The sequence below is a fragment of the Scandinavium sp. UTDF21-P1B genome (assembly GCF_040750395.1).
GTDB lineage: Bacteria > Pseudomonadota > Gammaproteobacteria > Enterobacterales > Enterobacteriaceae > Scandinavium.
This window is the reverse complement of the sequence record NZ_JBFLVD010000001.1, coordinates 98,651-115,473: the sequence shown is the minus strand read 5'-3', so window position 1 is coordinate 115,473 and position 16,823 is coordinate 98,651. Positions and strand designations below refer to the sequence as shown.

The window sequence follows — 16,823 nt, the reverse complement described above, 5'->3', positions numbered from 1 at the left end:
AAAAGGCGCCCCAGCAAGGGCACCTGTAATTATTTTAATAATGATAAAAGATCATAGATAGACCAACTGTATTGTCACCTGGCCATCTAACGGAATAACCCGGGTAAGCTCCAACTCGCTACCTTTATTAATCACCGGATATATACTTAACTTTCCAGCCAAACTCTTAAATGCAATAGGAACACCTGAGCCATCGTGCACACCAACTGAGGATATAAAATTATCCCGAGGATCAAAATACAGTTTATTCCAGATGCCGCTTTGTTCCCAAGTCTGGCCATCGTCATATGATTTTACGCCAGCTATATTTGAGTCCCCATCAACAGAAATATTTCCCCCTGTATACATAACTAAGTCATAACCACCAACAGTTTTCCCTTCAAACGTACCAAGACCCAACATCACGGCCCCATCGGAATTGACGATGCCTGTACCGGCCCGCCCATCCAATGTTTTAAACCCGACCTTCATAGATGAATCACATGTGACGGTAAAGGAAAGATTTTTTGCTGCAAGCTTTGTATAATCATCCTTCTTCAGAGTGGCTGCTTTAATGACGCCATAATCAAAGACGGCCCCGCCCGCAACGGCCGGTACACAGGCCGGTGGCACAATTTTCCCCGTAACCTTCACATCTGCTTTATCGTTTACCGCCATGGCATTGCCTGCTGCCAGAGCAAGTACCATTGCCGCAATTAATTTAACTGAATATTTCATTCCATTGTTCCCAGGAATTATAGATAGCCGGGCCAGTTAGCTGACCCGGTTCATTATCAGAGATAGTAAACCTGCAGGGTAGCCAGGCCATCGAGCGTTACCGGTTTGGTCAGATCCAGCTCAGATGCCTTGTTGATACCCGCCTGTACGGACAGAGTGCCGGTCAGGGTAGTCAGAGCAACTGGTGTGACAGTGCCGGTTGCGCCCCAGGACTTATAGGCACCAGTAGTTGCCAGCCAGGCTGCGCCGCCCGCGGCTTTGGTCCAGGTGGAGCTGGCATTAGGGGTACCCGTCGTATCCAGCGCATCAACCGCATTACCGTCCGCCTTAACAGACGCCGGCTCCATCCACATTGCCCATGCACCAATGTTCTTGCCATCCGCACTGCCCAGGCCCAACTCTTTTCCGTTGGCTGCTACGGTGCTGGCTTTCATATCCCAGTTTTTACCGGTCAGAGCCACAACGCTGTCAGAGCGCATGTCCTGGGTTTTCAGGGCGAGCTTGACCGGTGCTTCGCAGGCGATGCTCAGCTCAAGCGTCTTAACATCCAGCATGGTGAAGTCATCCGTTGCCAGAGTGCTGGTTTTCATGGTGCCGTAATCAACGGTCGCGCCACCGGTCACGTTCGCTGTGCAGGCCGCCGGGACAATCTGTCCGATAACTTTTACGTCAATGCTCTCACCGGCGGCCAGAGCCTGTCCTGCGGTCGCAGCCAGTAAGGCTGCCAGAAGAGTTTTACGCATTACTGCTTTCATAGTGTTTTCCTTTACAAGGTAAATCGTATTGCCCGTCCGTTTATAAAAATAAGCGGACTACAAACTTAGATAAGAGAATCGGTTAATCAGAGATAGAACACCTGGAGTGTGGCCATACCATCGAGGGTTACTGTTTTGGTCAGATCAAGCTCTGAACCTTTATTGATACCCGCCTGCACGGACAGGGTGCCGTTCAGAGTGGTCAGCGCAATCGGAGTAGTGGTGCCGGTAGCTGCCCATGACTTATATGAATCCCCAGTCTGCGCCAGCCAGGTAGTGCCTGATCCAGGTTTAGACCACGAATCAGTTGTGGCGGTTGGCAGGCCACTTATCGCAATCACATCCACAGCGTTGCCATCAGCCTTAATTGAATCCGGCTCCATCCACATTGCCCACGAACCAATATTTTTATCGCCACTCTTACCAAGACCCAGAGATGTATTGGAGGAATACGCCCCGCCCTGAGCCTTAACGTTCCAGCTCTTACCCGTCAGCGTGACGGTACTGTCCGCGCGCATATCCGTGGTATGAAGCGCAATCTTCATTGGCGCCTCACAGGCAATGCTCAGGTTCAGGTTTTTCACCGCCAGCATGGTGAAATCATCCTTCGCAATGGTTTCCGCTTTGATGGTGCCGTAGTCTACGGTACCGCCGCCGCTGACGGTTGTGGTGCAGGCCGCCGGGACGAACTGCCCGCGAACTTTCACATCAACGCTGTCGCCCGCCGCCATAGCCTGGCCTGCAGTAGCAGCGAGCATGGTGGCCAAGAGAGTTTTACGCATTACTGCTTTCATATAACTTCCTTATTACTCATTGATAATGACGAAGACAGGATCTCCGCTAACTTTATAGAGATAGAGTTTTGTTATGAACTCACTAATCAGAGATAAAGAACCTGAATCGTCGACATACCGTCTAAATTAATGGTTTTGGTTAAATCAAGCTCAGATCCTTTGTTGAGGATTGCCTGAGCGGAAATAGTTGCTGTTAATGTTGTTAATGGAATTGGCATGGCCAAATTCTGCGAAGAAGCTACTGAATTTAATTTGTTATCATCCAGTAACCAACCGCCGCCTTTTTTCCATGAAACTCCATTATCATTTGAGTGTATAGCAGTAACTGTTGAACCGTCAGCGAGATAGCTAGAACCAACTAATCCCAATGCATATCCTCCAACGCTAATATCATTAACCATTCCCAACCCACTTAATGGTTCGCCATCAATAGGCGCCCCCAGAAATTTAATTCCTGATGGAGCAGGAAAACCGGAGTCCTTTCTGACATCCGTAGTTTTAAATGCTATTTTCATTGGGGCATCACATTTAACCGTGAAGTTCAACGACTTTATATTCAATACGGTATAATTATCCGGTTTAAGGCTCGCTGCCTTGATAGTGCCATAGTCAAATACCGCCCCGCCGCTGACTACCGGTACGCAGGCCGGTGGTACAATTTTCCCAGTGACCTTCACATCTACACTATCTTCTACTGCCATTACATGACCTGCCACCATGGCAAGCAGTACAGCAATGCTCAGTTTCATCATTCCACTCATGTATCTTCCTTATAGCCATCTTTATGAAGTGCCGCTCACTCGTGCTGGATTACAGGTTGTAACCAGCAACCAAGGTATCTGCCTTGCCGGATTCAGCTCAGTAAGCCTTGTGAATATCCGCCTGTACGAACAGGTGATAGGCTACCGCATGATTAGAGGTAAACGACCTGAATACTGGCCATGCCATCAAGATGGTTGGCTTTAGTTAGATCAAGTTCTGAGCCTTTGTTAAGTGCAACCCCTATCCAAAGGGAAGCGGAAATTGTTTTTACGCTAAGCGGTTCCAGCGTCCCTGATGCAGAAAATGAAGTGAGGCTATTATTATTATCAAGGTAGATATCCCCCTTTTTCCCATTGTCAGAAAATAGGCCCCAGGTTTTACCATTATCCATGGATCGAATGCCGTCGAGTGCAGTGATTAACACACCATCACCTGTATCAATTTTCCTTTCTGACCCCCCAATAACCATGGCGAAAGACCCTATTTTTTTACCGCCCTCGGTGCCTAGTCCATATAGTTTCATATCAGACGTGGTCGGTCTCGACAGCAACTTCATATCTGACACACTGATGGCCGATCCATTTCTTAAATCTGTTGTTCTGAAAGCAATCTTTGTCGGAGAATCACATGTTATTGAGAACTTAAGTCCTTTTTCACCCAGATAATTTAAAGCATCCTGCTTCAGTGAAGCGGCTTTAGTCGTACCAAAATCAAATACGGCCCCCCCCGTTACGACAGGCACACAGGCAGGCGGCACAATTTTCCCCGTAACCTTCACATCTGCTTTATCGTTTACCGCCATGGCATTGCCTGCTGCCAGAGCAAGTACCATTGCCGCAATTAATTTAACTGAATATTTCATTCCATTGTCTCCAGGAATTATAGATAGCCGGGCCAGTTAGCTGACCCGGTTCATTATCAGAGATAGTAAACCTGCAGGGTGGCCAGGCCATCGAGCGTGACCGGTCTGGTCAGATCCAGCTCAGAGGCTTTGTTGATACCCGCCTGTACGGACAGCGTGCCGGTCAGGGTAGTCAGAGCAACCGGTGTGACGGTACCGGTGGCCGCCCAAGAGCGATAAACCCCATTTTTTGCCAACCATGTTGCTATAAATTGGGACTTAGACCATTTAGTATTCTCAGTTGGTTTGCTGTTTAAGCTAATCCCATCAACGGCATTACCATCAGCTTTAATAGTGTCAGGTTCCATCCAAATCCCCCACGCACCAATTTTTTTACCATTACTTAGCCCCAACCCTAAAGATGCCACTTGCGAGCGATCCGTTGGAACTGATGTTGCTTTAACTCCCCATTGCTTGCCCTTTATGTCAACCACGCTGTCAGAACGCATGTCCTGGGTTTTCAGGGCGAGCTTGACCGGTGCTTCGCAGGCGATGCTCAGCTCAAGCGTCTTAACATCCAGCATGGTGAAGTCATCCGTTGCCAGAGTACTGGTTTTCATGGTGCCGTAATCAACGGTCGCGCCACCGGTCACGTTCGCTGTGCAGGCCGCCGGGACAATCTGTCCGATAACTTTTACGTCAATGCTCTCACCGGCGGCCAGAGCCTGTCCTGCGGTCGCAGCCAGCACGGCAGCCAGAAGAGTTTTACGCATTACTGCTTTCATAGTGTTTTCCTTTACAAGGTAAATCGGGTTGCCCGTCCGTTTATAAAAATAAACAGACTACAAACCCATACCCTTCACAATAAAAAGAATCAGTCAGAGATATATAATCTGGATATTTGACTGGCCATCCAGGTTATTTATTTTTGTCAGATTTAGTTCTGACCCTTTATTAATTGCGACCTGTGCCCACATTGTCCCGTTCATAACTTTAACCGAAAGCGGTTCAAGCGAGCCTTTTTCTGCCAGCGAAAACAGCCGGCCATCGTCATCGAGATAAACACGGGTATATGTATCAGTGGTAAGCTTCGTCCAGGTCTGCCCGTTATCCTCGGAGCGGATGCTGTCCAGACTATTAAGCGCGATCACCGGGGAGCCATCGCCTTTGTCGATGGTCAATTTCGCAATATTCAGCGAATAAGCACCGATATTTTTACCATCTTCCGTTCCCAGACCAGACAAAGCCGTATCCGTCGCGATGGTGCGCTGCTGCATACGTTTCCCGACCGGTAATACGGCAGTTCCTTTGCGGGCATCGGTTACTTTAAAGGCCATTTTTGTCGGTGATTCACAGGCTACCGAGAAATTAAGCGTTTTCTCACCCAGCACGTTAAAATCATCGCTATTCAACGAGGCTGCTTTAATTCCGCCATAATCAAAGACGGCCCCGCCGCTCATAGCTGGAATACAGGCTGGCGGCACGATCTGCCCCGTGACCTTAACGTCAACGTTGTCGTCAACCGCCATTGCCTGACCGGCAACGGCAGCCAGCAGCGTAGCGGCCGCCAGTTTGGTTAATTTATTCATTATCGGTATTCCACCTTTGTATTTTCAGAAGCAAATAATCAGAGGTAGAACACCTGGATGGTAGCCATGCCATCGAGGGTTACGGTTTTGGTCAGATCAAGCTCTGAACCTTTATTGATACCCGCCTGCACGGACAGGGTGCCGTTCAGAGTGGTCAGCGCAATCGGGGTCATTGTGCCTGGAGCTGCCCATGAAAAAACAGTCCCATTCCTCGCAGGCCAAATAACACCGCTTGTTGGGGATGTTTCCCAATCTAATTGGGATGGAGTATCCCCAAACTGAGTTGCTCTAATAGTATCAACTATATTTCCATCAGCTTTTACAGTTTCTGGTTCCATCCACATAGCCCAGGCTCCAATAGGCTTATTGTCTGATTTACCTAAACCAAAAGAGCCATAGTCAATATCAGTGGTTACAGAGCCAGCTTTAACATTCCAGCTTTTACCCGAAATCAAAACTCTGCTATCTGCCCGCAAATCTTTGCCATAGAGCGCAATCTTCATCGGCGCCTCGCAGGCAATGCTCAGGTTCAGGTTTTTCACCGCCAGCATGGTGAAATCATCCTTCGCAATGGTTTCCGCTTTGATGGTGCCGTAGTCCACGGTACCGCCGCCGCTGACGGTTGTGGTGCAGGCCGCCGGGACGAACTGCCCGCGAACCTTAACGTCAACGCTGTCGCCTTCGGCCATGGCCTGGCCTGCTACGGCGGCCAGGAGCGTGGCCAGTAAGGTTTTACTGATAGTTGTTGTTTTCATTCTGCTTTCCTTTTTATGACTGTAAACCGGCTCCAGGCCGGTGCTTTCCATACCGGAAGCCAAACCCGCAGACCAGGCTTCCTTCTCAGGCAGACACCTTACTGACCGTCATGCAGGTTACTGCGCGAGTGGTGCATCAAAGGTATTTACCGAATATCCCCATGTGGTCGCTGGCGAAATACGCACCTGCTTCGTACCGGACAGCGCTTTTCCTTCCGGTGCCTGTAAAGAAAGATGCTGTCCCGGCAGGATGTAGCTCTGAGGCAGGCTCAGGGTCACATTCCCCGGGAGCGTTTTCACACCCTGCGCCAGACGCACCACATAAGGGGAATCATTGCTGACCAGCAGCTTGTTACCGGCGACCTTCCAGCTCAGGCGTTTCCATGGTGCTTCATCGCGGGCCAGCCCTGCCGGACGAATCAGCACCGGCAGATTCTGGCTGACGCTCATACGCACTTCATTCTTTCCCTTATTCTGTGGCGGGATGCCGTTAAAAATGACGCGGCGCAGGCGTTCCGTTTTCAGTGGCTCTTTGCTTATCAGCATAAAACGCACCTTCTGCGTTTTGCCGCCGTCCACGCGGATGGCAGGAGGAGAGACCAGCAGCAGTTTCTCTTTATCCTGAGCAATATCCTGAATAGTGGTCGTCAGCAGCATCGGGTAGTTATCGGTGTTGCTGACGTTCATGGTGGCTTCACCGTCATCACCTTCAACAATAACGACGGAAGTCTCCGGAACCATGCCGGTTGCGTAAGAAATTAAAGGAAAAAGGATTACCGTACCCAGCAACAAGCTGGATACTAAGAAAACTTTTTTATTATTACTCAATTAAAACCTCGATCTTTTATTTGACACATGCGTCAGGGATATGTGATGTAAAAAATCGCATTCAGCATTTTCTGCATAAAATAACGTAAGCGTTATCTGGCAGTTAAAATTTATCCACCTCACAGTAAGGGGATTACCGAGAATGCTTGCCTGCGTTAAGCCTCTTTACCAGTTACCTGTATTTGTTAAGAGTTCAAAGCGCTCAGATTCAATATCTAATATGAGCTATTCTATTAGCTGATAAAGCCACATAAAAGTTCTTTTGTAGCATGGCAAGGCTGATTAGTACCCATTTTAGAATTATGTGCTAAAATGTGATGATAAATTCGATGCTTTTGGTTTTTTTTGCCCAAATAAAATTTTTGCTTAGTATATCCACGTACATAATTGCTGATTATAGAATAGTCTGACTACAATGTAGATATATGTGAAAATAACAATCCAAATGTGAATTATTAGTTTCAAATGGCAATATAAGTAGCAATTATTCTTAGAGGGCTTTGTTATTTCTGCAGAGTTCTTCTTACAGAAGTCATCTGGTGCATGATATATTATAGTCAAACTTTACGTCTGTTATGAGATTGCTATCAGTCTGAGTGACGATAAACATCGCTGGAGATTAATACCCGAAGGAGCTCTGTCAAGAGAGATAATGAATGGGTGTAATTACAGATTTTTACTTAAAGTTCCCGCAATTATCATTTCACAACATCTATCTATATGGAGTGAGCTTGCCAGAACAGGATAGCAACCATATGGCAGACATCGCGATTGTCTTATTTTAAAATTTAGAATTATAACCTTATGATTGTCCATAATAAAATAAAAGGATATGAAAATTTCTTATGTTTATCATAGAATTAGGAACAAGGCGAGCGACTAGCCAGGGACAGATGTGGAGTTGTATATGGGTATTACAGAATGTTTTTTGCGGGTGTACCTTTATCGGTCTGAATGACTATGATGACGCTTACTGACAAAATTAATTAATGCTGTAATATACAAATTGTGTGTATAACCCCACTTAAAACATACGAATATAAATTACATTTTATATATCATCGTGGGTTACAAAAAAACATAGGAACATTATCTTTCACAAGGTAAAGACCTTTATTAGTGTTGATTAAATCAAAATAAATCTCACCGTCTTCAGAAAGAAAAAATGGTGGAAGAAACTTCCTGGCAACCTCGTGACTAACATTATCATTAGGAAATGCCTTCATAGCATAGCCTTTATAGTGAACTGAGCCCCTCATACCTTTTGTACCCGGCATGCGGGTTATACGAAAATTGATTTGTCTATGAAGCAAGCCAATCTTTTTGTTATCCTCATAAACCATACCTTCATAAAAAATTCGCCCCTCAGTATTATGTACGCGAAAATTAATAATAAGTCTGGCCCGGTAGTTATAGTTGTTGTATATGGTTATAGCCCTACACTCTGGTATAGATTCAGCAGAGTTATAATTCAAATGTAATACCAATATCGCAATGCCTGGCAGGGCAAAAAAAAGCACTAGGAAAATTGCAATAATTATTTTAAAATTCATAAAAATGATCACCATAGAAGAACGTAACACAAGAGCGCTCTTTTGAGGTAAAAATTGACTCAGTACAGTATAGTACTGAACTTCTCGGCCATCCATACCATGTTGTAATGTATATATATTTATAATGGCTACATTCTTCATTGTTTATGGTTTTTAGCAATTTTTCATCTGGTTTTCCCTCTCCATCTTTATTAATGAAAATAAAACAATTCCCTATATTATTATAGGGAACATAATTCTTTGAAAATACTGTATTATCTACGTATGAATTAAAGTAGACATAGAAGCTTCCCCATATAACAACTGTAGTCATAAGGATAGAACTCATCAGTAACATATTTTTTGGAAAAATTATTCTATTTTTTTTCTTCACTACAGATAATGTGGAAGACTCTTTGAGAATCGAACTACGTTCTTCAGGCTGAGCCCGGATGATATTTATTTTGCCAGGAATTATTAGGCCTACCCGCTTTACCGTAACAACTATTTCAATACCAGGGAGAAACTCTTCAAATGCACGGCGGATGTTCGCTATGTTTTGATAGAAAGCGTTAGGGGTAATGTTAGCTTCATAGTCTCCCCAACCAAAGCTCATTAGCTCCTTTTGGGTGACGACGCTGTTGTGATGATCTATTAGCAGCGATAAACAGCGGGAAGCGGGCGTAAAGAGAGTGCATACCTTCCCTGTACTCAATTTTTTTAACGTATGGTTCATCGGATTAAATTCGACCAAGTCGTTAATCCTGAAAACTTCTGAGATGGAATTATTCTGGCTCATATGCAATGTGTCAGCAGGTTCATTTTTTACAGAGATTATAAGCTAAGTACACAATAAATATCTAATCTAAAATTAAACAAAAGTAATTCTCAATATTTCAGCATTGTCGCGACATAGCTTCGTTATTAGCTTGTCCATACACTTCGCCATCATTGTTTTGAAGACACAATAGAAAACTGCAGCTTGATACTTAATTATTGAGTATTAATATCCCCTGGTAAAAATACGATTTCAGCAGAATAATTATGGCCAGCAAAAACATTGCTGATAAAGTAGTTACGCTGCTCGTGTCATCATGCAGTGATACTGAGGCTATACAATCGCTGGTATATTTCTGCCAATGATTTTATATTCAACTTATCCATAGCCCTCCTTTTGTAAAAACTAATAGTTTTTATTGAACAATCTCTTTCTTCCGCTATTTGGCATTGTGAACGCCCTGCTAAAATACGAGAAAGAATTACTTCTTCTTTTTGTTCTAATACTCTGTTTATTCTTTCAGCGGAGGAAGCCATGCCTTTTTTTAAAAAGGCTAAAATATTTTCAAACTTCATGTTCATAGGCAGTAATATGTTGTGAAATTCTTCTCCGCCAAGAAATAAACTACTAAACGGTATTCTATCTGCAATAACGAGTACTTCAGATGCTTTGCTGTCATATTTATCGTTTCCAATCCGAAAGATTAACTCATCGATATTGATAAAATCTTCCCTGATATGGAATATGAGCAATTCTTTTTTTATAAATGGATCGCTATTAGCGATCCGAAATATTCCATCTACGGCAAAGTTATTTTTTGTTATAATATAAACCAACCGTTTACACTCACCAACGCTTACGTTTTCCATTATGATTCAAACCTCATTTTAATGCCACCCTTGAATTAAACTTTGTTTTTACTAAGTCATTCTGGATTCATATTAAAATGCATATTTGAAATTAATTTAAGCTTAAGTACATCAATAGAGGTTGTTGTTATATATCACATGAAAACTCTAGGCTGTTTTGTTTATTTATTTAGCCAACCACACATAAGTCATTGATAAAAAAGGAATTAAAACAATAATAAAGTTTCATTTACTTAACTTAATGATGCAATTTACTTAACTTAAGTGCTATCTTAAATACCTTTCGAGAGCATGAATAATGCAACTACTATTAACTTGATGGTTTCGTAAGCAACGCTGTTACGACAGAAATCATCTGGCCTGGTAGGGAAATTTTTTGTGCCCTGCGCTATCGAGATCATCAAAGTGCTTGTAAGCCTTCCCTGTTTTTTGTGTAGTTAACGATTCGTATCGCGACTCCTTTGTTTAGTTTATACATTTAATGTTAATGATAAAATTTTTCGCTGATGAATTTTTACTATCATTATTATATAAATCACTAGATGTTTGCTGGAACAATAAAAACTCGCTCTCTTTTCTACACTATGCCCGTAGATACTCTGGTCGAGATCTATACGATTAATAAAAGCAGTATCGAGATATCAGACTATTGTCTGGAAAGATGCGCTCATCCTGCTGACCAGATGCGGCATTTTTACCGACCGGGCTGATCCGTCAGAGAAGAAAGCTACCAAGCGCTTAAACTAGAGAAATACCATCGGGTGACCTTCTGCTCAGACATCTGTGCCTGAATTTTCAGTGGCCGGAGTCAGTAAGAAGCTGGTGTAATAGAGCATGGATCTGTTGCCACCGTTCAGCCTAAGGGAAAAGCTGAATAGCACGCAGCATGCGCTGAAATAAATGAGGGTGTAGGCCAGAAGGTTATCTCTGGCCAGAGCGCCGGGTTATCAGCCCTTTCAGGAAGAGTTCTGAAGGACAGACTACAGCGAAGAAACAGACCCCGATAGAGCACCTGGGCGTTCTTCCGTTCATGGCTGCCGCCACCCTTTAGTTATGACGACAAAACAGCATCGGTACATTATCCTTTACCAGAAAGAGCCCGGCGCTGGTATCGGTGAGATCAAAATAAATCTCATGGTTACTGGCAATGAAAAAGGGGGGAAGAAAGCGACCAACGACCTCCTGAGAAAGGTTATCCTTCGGGTATACCGTCATATTGTAGCTCTTGTAAAGGATGGCTCCGTGCATACCTTTACCTTCCGGCATGCGATTCAGTCGGAAGTCAATCTTACGATGCAGCATACCAATCTGCTTCTCACCCTCAAATACGGGCCCTTCAAAAAAAAGGCGGCCAGTGTCTCCGTGAACCCAAAAATTGAAGATGATCCGGCTACGGTACTGATAGTTATGAAACACGGTAATGGCACGGCACTCCGGAAGTGTTTCGCGCATGCTGGCATGCCGGGAAAAGAGCCATACAGCCATACCGGCCACCAGGGCCGGTGCCAGGATGAGGAATGAAAGAAAGACTTTCCGGTTCATAAATAGTGATCCCCATAAAAAAAGGTCACGCACTCCCGTTCTCGCGTAAACAGCTCTGGGGTTGTGCAGTACAGTACCGAATGCCGTGGCCAGTCAGTCCATGATGTGATGTAAATCTGATTGTATTCATCACATCCCTTTTCTTTGATGGCTGTGAGCAAGCGCGGACTGACAGTTCGGTCACCATCCTTGTTGATATAGAGGGTACAGTTGGCTACGGTGATGTTGTACCGGATATAGTTCCGGTAAAAGTAATTATTATCCTCGGTCAGCTGATGGTAGCGCTCACCACTCAGCCCCAGAATAACGATGCTGAGGAGAACGGCACCAGTCAGGATGAGATCAGCCAGCTCAGTCCGTCTGACCGTTTTTTTCGTGACTGTGGGCTCAGGTACATCCACCGATCCTTCCGGGGGGCGATGATGGCGGGTGACATGCACTTCCTCCGGAATAAGGAGCCCTGCCCGCTTGATGGTGACCACAATCTCCTGCCCCGGAAGCAATTCCCTGAAAGCACGGCGGATATTGGCGATGTGCTGATAAAAGGCATTGGAGGTAATATTCACGCCGTGCTCTCCCCAGCCGTAGCGAATGAGCTCTTTCTGACTGACTACCGAGTTCTGATGCTCCAGCAGCAGCAGCAGACAACGGGAAGCCGGAATAAACAACGCGCAGGTATGCCCGGTGCTGAGATGGGTGAGAGTATTATGTTCCGGATCAAAATCCACCTGGTGGTTGATGCGGAAAATTTCTGCCAACAAATCATTTTGGTTCATATCCGATATACCTGATGTTCCTGCGGAGTGTTTATTCAGCGTGAGTATAGGTAAGGTATATAGCAACCCGCAAAAAATTGTCTTTTTTCAACCGGGTAGTCTGTGTCCGTGGCTTCACACCAGGATCTCATCGGGGAAGGCTAGCACGACCGGGCTGATACGCTCTGCCACTGACCTTCACGTGAGGATGGTAGAGAGCATTCAGTATCCCGGATATCGCACGTGTGGTCAGTTTGTGCATAGTTCACCGTTTGTAAAAGCCAATGGTTTTCACGAAGCATTCTGTATCGGCAAGCAGCTCATATAGCGAATGCTCTGTTAACATTCGACACAGAATGGTGCTTTCTTTATCGTTCAGTTCCTGAAACATTGCTCTGGTTTAAACGGATGCATTCTGTGTCAATAACGTAAGCAATACTACGGGCTGAATAGTTCGTGGGCGAAAAAAAATAACGACCTTAACTTAAATATACTTATACAAATCAGCCTGAAATACAGTATATTTTCCTCTTTACTGATTATGTTGTGAAACAATAATATTTTATTTTCCAGCGAACTGAAAGTGATTGGGCATATGCAGAACACCCTGTACAAATAAATTGCCCTCGGTATTCAAGTAGATCAGATGACTGAACTTACCTATTTTCCAAAAAAACCATTTATTCTTCGTGTATGATAGCAGTGACTATTTTATGGAACCACGTGCAGGATGCGGGGAATAGACACTTCGCTATCACCGGAGGCAATTAATAACGACACCGCTAACGGCTATCCTCTGGCGACGATAACGTTCGTGTTTATCCTGGCCCTGCAGCTCCTGTGGTTCACTTTGGAAAAAAGGAAGAAAGGTAAAGTCACCGCAGTGGTATTAGCCCTGGCTGCCGCATTATTCTACCTTGCGGGCGTTTTACGCCTGCTTTAGCGCAATATTTGCCATCCCTTCAGTACTGAAGATAATTGTCACCCTGCCCTGCAGGCGAACATTCGGGGCTATAGTGTAAAAAGACCACTTTGACGCAAGGATGTTTGTATGAACCAGATGGCACTGGCATCAGACAACTCCACTACACAAAAATCTCCCAACTCTATATGGCTGGCGGGCAGCGCCCTCGGCGTGGTGTTCGGCGATATCGGCACCAGCCCGCTGTATACCCTGAAAACGGTTATTCTGCTTTCCGGCGGCAGCCCGACGCCCGCCATCATTCTCGGCCTGCTATCGCTGATCGTCTGGACGCTTATCCTCGTCACCTCAATAAAATATGCCCTCTTCGCGATGCGCTTCGACAACCGGGGCGAAGGCGGGATCATGGCGCTCATGTCGCTGTTACAGCACAACGGCAAAGGCCGCAGGCTCATCATCTTTGCCGGGCTGCTGGGCGCGGCGCTGATCTACGGCGACGGGGCAATCACCCCGGCAATTTCCGTGCTGTCGGCGCTGGAAGGATTAAAGATCGTCTTCCCGGAAGGGCAGCACCTGATCCTGCCGGGCACGGTGGCCATTCTGGTGGCATTGTTTGCCATTCAGCCGTTTGGCACGGCCAAAATCGGCATCGTGTTTGGCCCCATCATGACGCTGTGGTTTGTGGTGATTGCCGGGCTCGGCATCTGGGGCATCGCCCAGCATCCGGCCGTGTTGATGGCGATAAACCCTTATTACGGCGTGCATTTTTTGCTGTCGAACGGGCTGGTGAGCTTTCTGGTGCTGGGCGGGGTCTTTCTGTGCGTGACCGGAGCCGAGGCACTGTATGCCGACATGGGGCATTTCGGTAAGAAACCGGTCTGGATGGCGTGGTTTGGCCTGGTATTCCCGAGCCTGCTGCTGAACTACGCCGGGCAGTCAGCGCTGCTGCTTTCCGGGGCGGATATCACCCACAATATTTTCTTTCGCCTCTGCCCACCGACGCTGCAAATTCCGTTAGTTATCCTGGCGACGCTCGCCACCATCATCGCAAGCCAGGCCATTATTACCGGTGCATTTTCCATGACCCGCCAGACCATCCAGCTCGGCTGGCTGCCGAGGTTGTTGGTGAAGCAGACGGCAGAGGACAACTACGGCCAGATTTACATCGGCATCGTCAACTGGCTGCTGATGATCGCCACGGTGTTTCTCGCCGTGTTCTTCAAATCCTCCGATAACCTCGCCGCCGCGTATGGCATTGCCGTGTCGCTGACCATGCTGATGACTTCCGGTCTGCTGTACGCGGCGATGCGCCGCATCTGGCACTGGAACCGCACCGCCAGCGGGCTGGTCGCCCTGTTGTTCCTGGCTATCGACACCTGTTTTCTGATAGCCAACCTTATCAAGGTGCTGGAAGGCGGCTACATTCCGCTGCTGCTCGCCGCGGTGATTTGTACGGTGATGATAGTCTGGCATCGCGGGCGCGCCGCCACGCTGCGTTCGCTGAACGATATCGGCATGGACGTTGAGACCTTTTTCGACAAGCTGGAAGCGAACAACATCCCTCGCGGCCCTGGCTCGGCGGTGTTTTTGACCCGCTCGCAGGGCGGTATTCCGCCGGTGATGCGCTGGCATGTGATGCGTAATCGGGCACTTCAGGAGAATGTCCTGGCCCTGACCGTCACCGTTTTGAATGTCCCGCGCATCGCCAACGTGAACCGGCTGGTTATCCGCCGGGCCGCGCCCAACTACTGGCGTGCAGTGGCCTATTACGGCTTTATGGAACGCCCGAATATTCCGGCGCTCCAGCGTGAAATCAGCAAGCGAAACTGCCCGTTTGAGCTGGCTGATGCCACCTATTATCTCGGCCACGAAACCATCGTCGGCCGTGAAGATGGCGAAGGAATCGCCACCTGGCAGCGCCGATGCTTTGCGTTCATGGCCCGCAACTGCACGCACGCGACGCACTATTACCATCTTCCTGGCGATCAGGTGGTGGAAATCAGCCGCCGCGTGGCTATCTGACGCACAGGCTTTGCACTCTGCTGCCGTCCCGCTCTATGCTTAGGGTATGGAAAAATTAGCTGAACTTAAACGCGCCAAGCTGCTGGCGCTCTCGCTGCTACTGGTTGCGGCCGCCATTTTTGTCACCACGCTGTTTCTGCCGCCGACGCGGTGGGTGAGCGCGCTGAAGGCGATTTCGGAAGCGGCGATGGTTGGCGCCCTTGCAGACTGGTTTGCGGTGGTGGCGCTCTTTCGCCGCGTGCCGCTGCCGTTTATTTCCCGCCATACGGCGATCATTCCCCGCAATAAGGACCGAATTGGCGACAATCTCGGCCACTTTGTGCAGGAAAAATTTCTCGACACCCAGTCGCTGGTCAATCTGATCCACAAACACGAACCCGCGCTGATGCTTGGAACCTGGTTCAGCCAGCCCGAAAACTCGCGGCGCGTGGGGCAGCACTTAATTCAGGTGATGAGCGGTTTTCTGGAGCTGACCGACGATTCACGCATTCAGAACTTACTCAAACGCGCCGTGCACAAAGCGATTGATAAAGTGGATTTAACCGGCACCAGCGCGCTGATGCTGGAGAGCATGACCAAAAATAACCGTCACCAGAAGCTGCTGGATGCGATGATTACGCAGCTGATCGCCCTGCTTCAGCGTGAGAGCAGCCGCGAATTTATCGCCCGGCAAATCATTCACTGGCTGAAAAAAGAGCATCCGCTAAAGGCCAAAGTGCTGCCAACCGAATGGCTCGGTGAACACAGCGCGGAGATGGTGACAGAAGCGGTGAACACGCTGCTGGATGACGTCAGCCAGGACAGCGCACATCAGGTACGTCACGCCTTTGACCGCGCGGTGGCAAAACTCATTGATAACCTGAAGGCCGATCCGGAGATGGCGGAGAAGGCAGACAACATCAAACGCTACCTCAAAAATGACGAGGCGTTTAACCGTTATCTCAGCGAAATGTGGGGCGATCTGCGCCAGTGGCTGAAGGATGACATGACCGCCGATAATTCACGCGTACTTCAACGCTTCTCCGAAGCCGGGCAGTGGTTCGGTGAAACGCTGGTTGCGGACAACGCCCTGCGGGCGTCTCTCAATGGCCACATGGAGCAGGCCGCTCGCCGCGTTGCGCCCGATTTCGCCACCTTTCTGACCCGCCATATCAGCGATACGGTTAAGAGCTGGGACGCGCGGGATATGTCGCGGCAGATTGAGCTGAACATCGGCAAAGACCTGCAGTTTATCCGCATCAACGGCACGCTGGTCGGCGGCACCATTGGCCTGATTTTATGGCTGCTTTCACAGCTGCCCGCGCTGGTGATGCCGCTGATTCACTGAAGTAACAAGGTGACGGGGTGAAGCACCCCGTCGGT

16 protein-coding genes are annotated in these 16,823 nt (G+C 47.4%); 2 read left to right on the top strand and 14 right to left on the bottom strand.

Going from position 1 to position 16,823, the window contains the following annotated elements:
* Positions 1–51 precede the first annotated feature (51 nt).
* From AB1287_RS00645 to AB1287_RS00580, 14 genes are all read right to left on the bottom strand, one after another.
* On the bottom strand, positions 52–717 hold the full coding sequence (locus AB1287_RS00645) for a DUF1120 domain-containing protein (RefSeq protein WP_435616625.1): 666 nt from the start codon (positions 715–717) through the stop codon (positions 52–54).
* A gap of 56 nt (positions 718–773) precedes the next feature.
* A complete protein-coding gene (locus AB1287_RS00640; protein WP_435616624.1) occupies positions 774–1,472 on the bottom strand; it encodes a DUF1120 domain-containing protein in 699 nt (232 codons plus the stop codon).
* Positions 1,473–1,558: 86 nt separating this feature from the next.
* Entirely contained in the window at positions 1,559–2,266 is a 708-nt protein-coding gene (locus AB1287_RS00635) for a DUF1120 domain-containing protein (protein ID WP_435616623.1), read from the bottom strand.
* Positions 2,267–2,352: 86 nt separating this feature from the next.
* Positions 2,353–3,027, bottom strand: a complete 675-nt coding sequence (locus AB1287_RS00630; protein ID WP_435616622.1) for a DUF1120 domain-containing protein — start codon at positions 3,025–3,027, stop codon at positions 2,353–2,355.
* Between the two features lie 152 nt (positions 3,028–3,179).
* Positions 3,180–3,890, bottom strand: a complete 711-nt coding sequence (locus tag AB1287_RS00625; RefSeq protein ID WP_435616621.1) for a DUF1120 domain-containing protein — start codon at positions 3,888–3,890, stop codon at positions 3,180–3,182.
* 56 nt (positions 3,891–3,946) lie between these two features.
* Positions 3,947–4,654: a DUF1120 domain-containing protein gene (locus tag AB1287_RS00620; protein ID WP_435616620.1), complete on the bottom strand. Its 708-nt coding sequence runs from the start codon at positions 4,652–4,654 to the stop codon at positions 3,947–3,949.
* 93 nt (positions 4,655–4,747) lie between these two features.
* Positions 4,748–5,458: a DUF1120 domain-containing protein gene (locus AB1287_RS00615; RefSeq protein ID WP_435616619.1), complete on the bottom strand. Its 711-nt coding sequence runs from the start codon at positions 5,456–5,458 to the stop codon at positions 4,748–4,750.
* A gap of 38 nt (positions 5,459–5,496) precedes the next feature.
* The gene (locus AB1287_RS00610) at positions 5,497–6,213 is read right to left on the bottom strand and encodes a DUF1120 domain-containing protein (protein WP_435616618.1); all 717 of its coding nucleotides are present in this window, start codon (positions 6,211–6,213) and stop codon (positions 5,497–5,499) included.
* 117 nt (positions 6,214–6,330) lie between these two features.
* On the bottom strand, positions 6,331–7,002 hold the full coding sequence (locus AB1287_RS00605) for a fimbria/pilus chaperone family protein (RefSeq protein ID WP_435616670.1): 672 nt from the start codon (positions 7,000–7,002) through the stop codon (positions 6,331–6,333).
* A 1,097-nt stretch (positions 7,003–8,099) separates the two neighbouring features.
* Positions 8,100–8,594, bottom strand: a complete 495-nt coding sequence (locus AB1287_RS00600; RefSeq protein ID WP_435616617.1) for a hypothetical protein — start codon at positions 8,592–8,594, stop codon at positions 8,100–8,102.
* Positions 8,584–9,309, bottom strand: a complete 726-nt coding sequence (locus AB1287_RS00595) for a transcriptional regulator (RefSeq protein WP_435616669.1) — start codon at positions 9,307–9,309, stop codon at positions 8,584–8,586. Before AB1287_RS00595 ends, AB1287_RS00600 begins: the two co-directional genes overlap by 11 nt.
* Positions 9,310–9,665: 356 nt before the next feature.
* Positions 9,666–10,220 carry a helix-turn-helix transcriptional regulator gene (locus AB1287_RS00590; protein WP_435616616.1) on the bottom strand — a complete coding sequence of 185 codons (555 nt, stop codon included), beginning with the start codon at positions 10,218–10,220 and terminating at the stop codon, positions 9,666–9,668.
* 1,047 nt (positions 10,221–11,267) lie between these two features.
* Positions 11,268–11,762, bottom strand: a complete 495-nt coding sequence (locus AB1287_RS00585; protein WP_435616615.1) for a hypothetical protein — start codon at positions 11,760–11,762, stop codon at positions 11,268–11,270.
* Positions 11,759–12,538, bottom strand: coding sequence for a transcriptional regulator (locus tag AB1287_RS00580; protein WP_435616614.1), 780 nt, complete (start codon positions 12,536–12,538; stop codon positions 11,759–11,761). The genes AB1287_RS00585 and AB1287_RS00580 overlap by 4 nt, the downstream gene beginning before the upstream one ends.
* A 1,039-nt stretch (positions 12,539–13,577) precedes the next feature.
* Here AB1287_RS00580 and AB1287_RS00575 point away from each other — a divergent pair.
* Together AB1287_RS00575 and AB1287_RS00570 are read left to right on the top strand one after the other, a co-directional pair.
* The gene (locus AB1287_RS00575) at positions 13,578–15,461 is read left to right on the top strand and encodes a potassium transporter Kup (RefSeq protein ID WP_435616668.1); all 1,884 of its coding nucleotides are present in this window, start codon (positions 13,578–13,580) and stop codon (positions 15,459–15,461) included.
* A 46-nt stretch (positions 15,462–15,507) separates the two neighbouring features.
* The gene (locus AB1287_RS00570) at positions 15,508–16,788 is read left to right on the top strand and encodes a DUF445 domain-containing protein (RefSeq protein WP_312629799.1); all 1,281 of its coding nucleotides are present in this window, start codon (positions 15,508–15,510) and stop codon (positions 16,786–16,788) included.
* Positions 16,789–16,823 lie beyond the last annotated feature (35 nt).

Bases quoted from the DNA above. Each gene is read 5' to 3' on its own strand.
- AB1287_RS00645 (WP_435616625.1), bottom strand. From the start codon at position 717: ATGAAATATTCAGTTAAATTAATTGCGGCAATGGTACTTGCTCTGGCA.
- AB1287_RS00640 (WP_435616624.1), bottom strand. From the start codon at position 1,472: ATGAAAGCAGTAATGCGTAAAACTCTTCTGGCAGCCTTACTGGCTGCG.
- AB1287_RS00635 (WP_435616623.1), bottom strand. From the start codon at position 2,266: ATGAAAGCAGTAATGCGTAAAACTCTCTTGGCCACCATGCTCGCTGCT.
- AB1287_RS00630 (WP_435616622.1), bottom strand. From the start codon at position 3,027: ATGAGTGGAATGATGAAACTGAGCATTGCTGTACTGCTTGCCATGGTG.
- AB1287_RS00625 (WP_435616621.1), bottom strand. From the start codon at position 3,890: ATGAAATATTCAGTTAAATTAATTGCGGCAATGGTACTTGCTCTGGCA.
- AB1287_RS00620 (WP_435616620.1), bottom strand. From the start codon at position 4,654: ATGAAAGCAGTAATGCGTAAAACTCTTCTGGCTGCCGTGCTGGCTGCG.
- AB1287_RS00615 (WP_435616619.1), bottom strand. From the start codon at position 5,458: ATGAATAAATTAACCAAACTGGCGGCCGCTACGCTGCTGGCTGCCGTT.
- AB1287_RS00610 (WP_435616618.1), bottom strand. From the start codon at position 6,213: ATGAAAACAACAACTATCAGTAAAACCTTACTGGCCACGCTCCTGGCC.
- AB1287_RS00600 (WP_435616617.1), bottom strand. From the start codon at position 8,594: ATGAATTTTAAAATAATTATTGCAATTTTCCTAGTGCTTTTTTTTGCC.
- AB1287_RS00595 (WP_435616669.1), bottom strand. From the start codon at position 9,309: ATGAACCATACGTTAAAAAAATTGAGTACAGGGAAGGTATGCACTCTC.
- AB1287_RS00590 (WP_435616616.1), bottom strand. From the start codon at position 10,220: ATGGAAAACGTAAGCGTTGGTGAGTGTAAACGGTTGGTTTATATTATA.
- AB1287_RS00585 (WP_435616615.1), bottom strand. From the start codon at position 11,762: ATGAACCGGAAAGTCTTTCTTTCATTCCTCATCCTGGCACCGGCCCTG.
- AB1287_RS00580 (WP_435616614.1), bottom strand. From the start codon at position 12,538: ATGAACCAAAATGATTTGTTGGCAGAAATTTTCCGCATCAACCACCAG.
- AB1287_RS00575 (WP_435616668.1), top strand. From the start codon at position 13,578: ATGGCACTGGCATCAGACAACTCCACTACACAAAAATCTCCCAACTCT.
- AB1287_RS00570 (WP_312629799.1), top strand. From the start codon at position 15,508: ATGGAAAAATTAGCTGAACTTAAACGCGCCAAGCTGCTGGCGCTCTCG.